A 5,229-nucleotide genomic window follows, 5' to 3' on the forward strand; every position below is an offset into this window, starting at 1 on the left:
GAGGGGTGGTCCGCCCCGCCGCTCTCCACTTCCTCCACCGGCTGCTCGACCCGGGCAGCCGCCGCAGCTGGGACGGTCCCGTGGCGGAGGGAGCCGGGCCGCCCGGCTACACGGAGCAGTTGGCCGCGGCTCGGCGGCGCAGCGGCGCGGACGAGTCCGTGCTGACCGGTGAGGGGCGCGTCGCCGGCCGGCGGCTCGCCTTCGCCGTGGGCGAGTTCGCGTTCCTGGGCGGCTCGGTGGGCCAGGAGGCGACCCGCCGCCTGGTCGCGGCGATCCGCCGCGCCACCCGGGAGCGGCTGCCGCTGTTCGCCGCACCTGCGTCCGGCGGCACCCGGATGCAGGAGGGCACGGCGGCCTTCGTCGGCATGACCGCCGTCGCCGCCGCCCTCACCGAGCACCGGGCGGCCCACCTGCCCTACCTCGTCCATCTGCGGCATCCCTGCACGGGCGGCGTCCTGGCCTCGTGGGGGTCCCTGGGCCAGATCACCACCGCCGAACCCGGCGCGCTCATCGGCTTCCTCGGCCCGCGCGTCCACGAGGCCCTGCACGGCGAGCCCTTCCCGGCGGGCGTCCAGAGGGCGGAGAACCTCCACCGCGTCGGCATCGTGGACGCCGTCCTGCCCCCGGACCTCCTCCGCGACCGGCTCGCCCGCACCCTGGCCCTGCTCGCCTCTCCCGGCCCCTACTGCCTGGCCGACCGCCCACCGGACCGGGACAGCCCGACCGGCCACCCACCGGACCCCGACCGCACAACCGACCACCCGGCCGACCGCTCACCGCACTGCGCGGTCCGGCACCGAGGCCACGGCACCGCGGGGCCGGAGGCCCACCGCGCCCCGGCGCCCGCCGCCGTGGCCACCGATCCGTGGGAGTCGGTGCTGCGCACCCGCGCGGCCTCCTGGCCTTCGGTGCATGACCTGCTCGCCTCGGCCGCGGAGTTCGTGGAGCTGCACGGCACCGGGGAGGGCGAGCGCGACGACGCCGTCGTGCTCGGGCTCGCGCGCTTCGCAGACCGCTCCTGCGTGGTGGCGGGCCACGACCGCCGCGCGCCGCGGACCGTCGGCCCGGCCGGGCTGCGGACCGCACGCCGGGGTGTCCGGCTGGCCGCCGAATGGCGTCTGCCGCTCGTGACAGTCGTCGACACCGCCGGAGCGGAGCTGAGCCCGTCGGCCGAGGAGGGTGCGCTCGCCGGGGAGATCGCGCGCTGCCTGACCGACCTGAGCGCCCTGCGGGTGCCGCGGGTGGGCCTGCTGCTCGGGCAGGGAGCCGGTGGCGCCGCGCTGGCGCTGTTCGTCGCGGACCGGGTGATCGCCGCGGAACACGCGTGGCTGGCCCCGCTGCCGCCCGAGGGCGCCTCGGCAGTGGTGCACCGCGACACCGCCCACGCGGCCCGGATCGCCGCGGACCAGGGCATCACGGCGCCCGAGCTGCACCGCCGGGGTCTGGTGCACCGGCTCGTCCCGGACGGCGCGGACCTCGCCGCGCGCCTGGCCGAGGCGGGCGCCGAGGAGCTGCGCGGGCTGTGACGGCGCCCGGCGCCCCACCGGCGCCGGCGCGGCACCGGCGTCGGCGTCGCTACGCGGGCTGTGACAGCAGCCGGCGCAACGCCGGCGTCGGCGTCGCGCTCCGCTTCAGCGGCTCGACGACGTACTGCGCCTCGACCGCCTCCACGTGCGGCGCCCAGGAGGCGCCGGCCAGGTAGTCCAGCAGCGCGTCCTTGGACGGCTGGGTCACGTGCACCAGCAGCTGCTGCTCACCGGTGACCACGGCGGCGTACCGCACCAGGGGCGAGTCCACCGCCAGCCTCCCGACGCGCTCCAGGGCGTCGGGGCGGACCCGGAGCCACAGCAGCGCCTCCACCGGCAGGCCCAGCAGCGCCGGTTCCACCGAGGCCCGGATGCTCACCACGCCGGCCTGCGACAGGGCCTCCACGCGCCGGCGTGCCGTGGCCTCCGAGACGCCCGCCAGGGCGGCCAGCTCCTCGTGGGTGCGGCGCCCGTCCTGGGCGAGGCCGGCCACGATGGCCCGCTCCTCGGGGTCGAGTTCGACCTCCGGCACGCCCACCGCGTCGTCCGGGGTCGGGAAGCGGCGCAGCTGCGCCGCCTCCTGGGGAGTGAGGATGCCCGGATGCCATTCGTGCACCGTGCGGAAGTACCGCAGCACGGGGCACACCTGCTGCCCCGTCAGGCCGGGCAGGGCAGGCAGGTCCTCCAGCATCAGATCCGCCAGCCGTCCCGGCGGGCACTGCAGCTCGGCCACGCAGTCCGAGGAACCGGAGACGACATAGGTGAAGATCGTGTCCGTGCGCCGGGCGACGGCCAGGGCGGCCTCCCGGGTGGCGTCGGGCCGGCAGCGCAGCCGTACGACGACGGTGTCCCCGGAGGGCACCAGGGCGGTCACCGTGACCAGCCGGTTCTCCAGCAGCCGCAGCCCGCGCCGGGCGACGGTGCGCTCCGGCTCGCCGAGCACCCGCGCGATGCGCCGCCAGGAGGCCCGGCCGTCGATCTGCAGGGCCGCGATGATCCGCCGGTCGAGATCGTCGACCGGCACGTCGGGAGAACTCACGAGGACACAGCCTAACGAGGCTGCTCAGCGGCGGCGCGGGGACCGAGGAGGGCGGCGGCGACCGGCCCGGCGTCCGCACGATCGCGCACGGAGCCGACACGCCGTCAAAGCCCTGCCGCCCCCTCACCGTGGGCAACACGATCCGCACCGTTGACAACACCACCCCCCTGACAGGAAAGTTTCACCGCGCACGGCAAGTCCCGAAAGATACTTTCAGACGGTACGACGGGAGGCCTCACGATGACCGACGGCACGGCGGACAGAGACCAGCGCGGGCTGACCCGCCGCCAACTGGGCCGCGTCACCCTGCTGATGGGCGGCGCCCTGGGCCTGGCCGCCCTGCCCCTGGGACCGGCCGCGGCGGCCACCGCGTCGCCGCCCACCGCGTCCCGTCCCACCCTGCGGCACGGCTCGCCCGAGCGCGCCGGGCTGCTCTCCGCCCACCTGGACCGACTCGTCACCGACGCCAAGGCGTTCCTCGGCCCCTCCCCCAAGCACCCCTGGTACGCGGGTGCCGTCCTGCTCGCCGGCCGCGGCGGCACCGTCGCGCTGCACGAGCCGATCGGCATGGCCGTGCGCTACGCGGCGTACGACGACAAGACCGACACCGGCGTGGAGTTCCCGCCCGAGCAGCAGATCCCGGCGACCCGCGACACGGTCTACGACCTGGCCTCCCTGTCGAAGCTGTTCACCTCGCTGCTGGCCGTGCAGCAGATCGAGCGCGGCACGCTGGAGCTGGAGGGAAAGGTCGCCGCGTACCTGCCCGACTTCGCCCGCGCCGGCAAGCAGGACGTGACGATCCGCCAACTGCTCACGCACACCTCCGGCTTCCAGGCCGACCTGCCGCTGTACGACGCGCCGACGTACGAGCAGAAGCTGGAGATGATCTGGAACGAGGCGCCGCTGCACCCGCCGGGCACCGCGTACCTGTACTCCGACCTGAACATGATCTCCATGCAACTGGTCCTGGAGAAGATCACCGGCCGCACCCTGGACGTGCTGCTGGCCGAGGAGATCACCGGACCGCTCGGCCTGCGCCGCACCCGGTACAACCCGCCCGCCTCCTGGAAGCCGTTCATCGCCGCCACCGAGGACGCCCGCAGGCCCTGGTCGGCGCTGGACCGCGGCCTGGTGTGGGGGGAGGTGCACGACGAGAACGCCTTCAGCCTGAACGGGGTGGCCGGGCACGCGGGCGTGTTCTCCTGCGCCTGGGACCTGGCGGTGCTGGCCCGTACGCTGCTCAACGGCGGCGTCTACGGCCGCGCGCGCATCCTGCGGCCGGAGTCGGTGGAGTTGATGTTCACCGACTTCAACACCGCCTTCCCCGGCGACAACCACGGCCTGGGCTTCGAGCTGTACCAGCACTGGTACATGGGCGCGATGGCGACCCCGCGCACCGCGGGGCACACCGGCTTCACCGGCACCTCGCTGGTCCTGGACCCCACCACCGACTCGTTCCTGATCATCCTCGGCAACTCCGTGCACCCGGTGCGCACCTGGCGCTCCGGCTCCGCGCCCCGGGTCGCCGCCGGCACCGACCTGGCGCGGGCCGTGGCGGTCCGCCCGGACCGCGGCCGCACGGCCTGGTTCTCCGGGACGGCGAGCGGCACCACGGCCACGCTGGCGCTGCCCGCGCTGGACACCTCCGGGGGCGACGCGCGGCTGCGGTGCTCCCTGTGGTGGGACACCGAGCCGGAGTCGGACGTGCTCGTCCTGGAGGCCAGCTCCGACGGGGGCGCCACCTGGCAGCCGGTCCCGTTCACCACCACGCGCCGCGGCGAGCGGCCGCAACAGCACCCGACGGGCACGGCCACCGGGTTCTCCGGCCGCGTCTGGCACCGGCTCGCCGCCGGCCTGCCGCCCGCCCGGAGCCTGCTGCTGCGCTGGCGGTACACGACGGACCGCCTGTACGTGGGCCGTGGCGCCTACGTCGACGCCCAGCGCGTCGAGACGGGCCGCCGGGTCCTGTTCGACGAGGCCCGCCCGGCGGACGCGGCCCGGGTGACGGCGACGGGCTGGACGGCGTCGGCGGACTGAGCCGGGCCGGTCGGCAGCCGGCTTCGGCCTGCGGCGCCTCCTCGCTCGGCGCGCACCCCCCGGACTCGGGGCGGGAAGCCCTCACTCGGTGTGCACGTCGTCGCTCGGTGTGCCGCCGGCCGGCCGGTCCTCCTCCGGCTGCCCGGTGAGTTCGGTCGCGAGGTGGTAGGCGACGGTGACGCGGCGGTAGTCCCGGCCCGCGGCGACCGTGTCGGGAAGCCCGACGCGCTCGCTGCGGGACACCGACTCGCGCTTGCCGGTGCCGGGGAAGCGGACGGCGGTCCGGGGTTCCTCCGCGAAGCGGAGACGTTCCGCCCGGACCGTGGCCCGGAACGAGATCTCGGGCTGCGGTCCGTGTGTTCAGGGCGGCTCGTCGCGGCCCGTGCTCCGGCGGTGCGTGGGCCGCGACGGCTCCCGCCGCTCCTTCGCACGGATCCGGCGGGCACGGGCGCCGCCCTGGCTCCGGGCGACAGGCCCCCGGTCACCGCCGACCGTGCGACGCGCGTCCTCGACGGCACCTTCGGCCGGGCCCTCGGCCGCATCGCCGACGCCCTCGACAGCCCCTCCGGCGACCTCCCCGGCGTCCTCCACAGCCGCCCCGGCATCCCCGCCGACGTCCTCGACGGC

At 76.1% G+C, this 5,229-nt stretch carries 5 protein-coding genes; 3 read left to right on the top strand and 2 right to left on the bottom strand.

Annotation, left to right across the window (positions count from 1 at the left end; all coding sequences use genetic code 11):
- Positions 1-1,526, top strand: a 1,526-nt coding sequence (locus GV126_RS34670; RefSeq protein WP_328707386.1) for a carboxyl transferase domain-containing protein, incomplete at its 5' end; no start/stop codon positions are given.
- 49 nt (positions 1,527-1,575) lie between these two features.
- On the opposite strand, the gene GV126_RS34675 is transcribed toward GV126_RS34670, so the two are convergent.
- Positions 1,576-2,565: an Lrp/AsnC family transcriptional regulator gene (locus tag GV126_RS34675; protein WP_159675291.1), complete on the bottom strand. Its 990-nt coding sequence runs from the start codon at positions 2,563-2,565 to the stop codon at positions 1,576-1,578.
- Between the two features lie 240 nt (positions 2,566-2,805).
- On the opposite strand from GV126_RS34675, the gene GV126_RS34680 reads away from it, so the two are divergent.
- Complete coding sequence (locus GV126_RS34680) at positions 2,806-4,602, top strand: serine hydrolase domain-containing protein (protein ID WP_159675293.1); 1,797 nt, start codon at positions 2,806-2,808, stop codon at positions 4,600-4,602.
- Positions 4,603-4,683: 81 nt separating this feature from the next.
- On the opposite strand, the gene GV126_RS37020 is transcribed toward GV126_RS34680, so the two are convergent.
- Positions 4,684-4,845: a hypothetical protein gene (locus GV126_RS37020; protein ID WP_202035329.1), complete on the bottom strand. Its 162-nt coding sequence runs from the start codon at positions 4,843-4,845 to the stop codon at positions 4,684-4,686.
- 150 nt (positions 4,846-4,995) lie between these two features.
- Here GV126_RS37020 and GV126_RS34690 point away from each other — a divergent pair.
- A partial coding sequence (locus GV126_RS34690) for a hypothetical protein (RefSeq protein ID WP_159675295.1) occupies positions 4,996-5,229 on the top strand: 234 nt, incomplete at its 3' end.

This window comes from Streptomyces mexicanus (assembly GCF_902506575.1).
Lineage (GTDB): Bacteria > Actinomycetota > Actinomycetes > Streptomycetales > Streptomycetaceae > Streptomyces > Streptomyces mexicanus.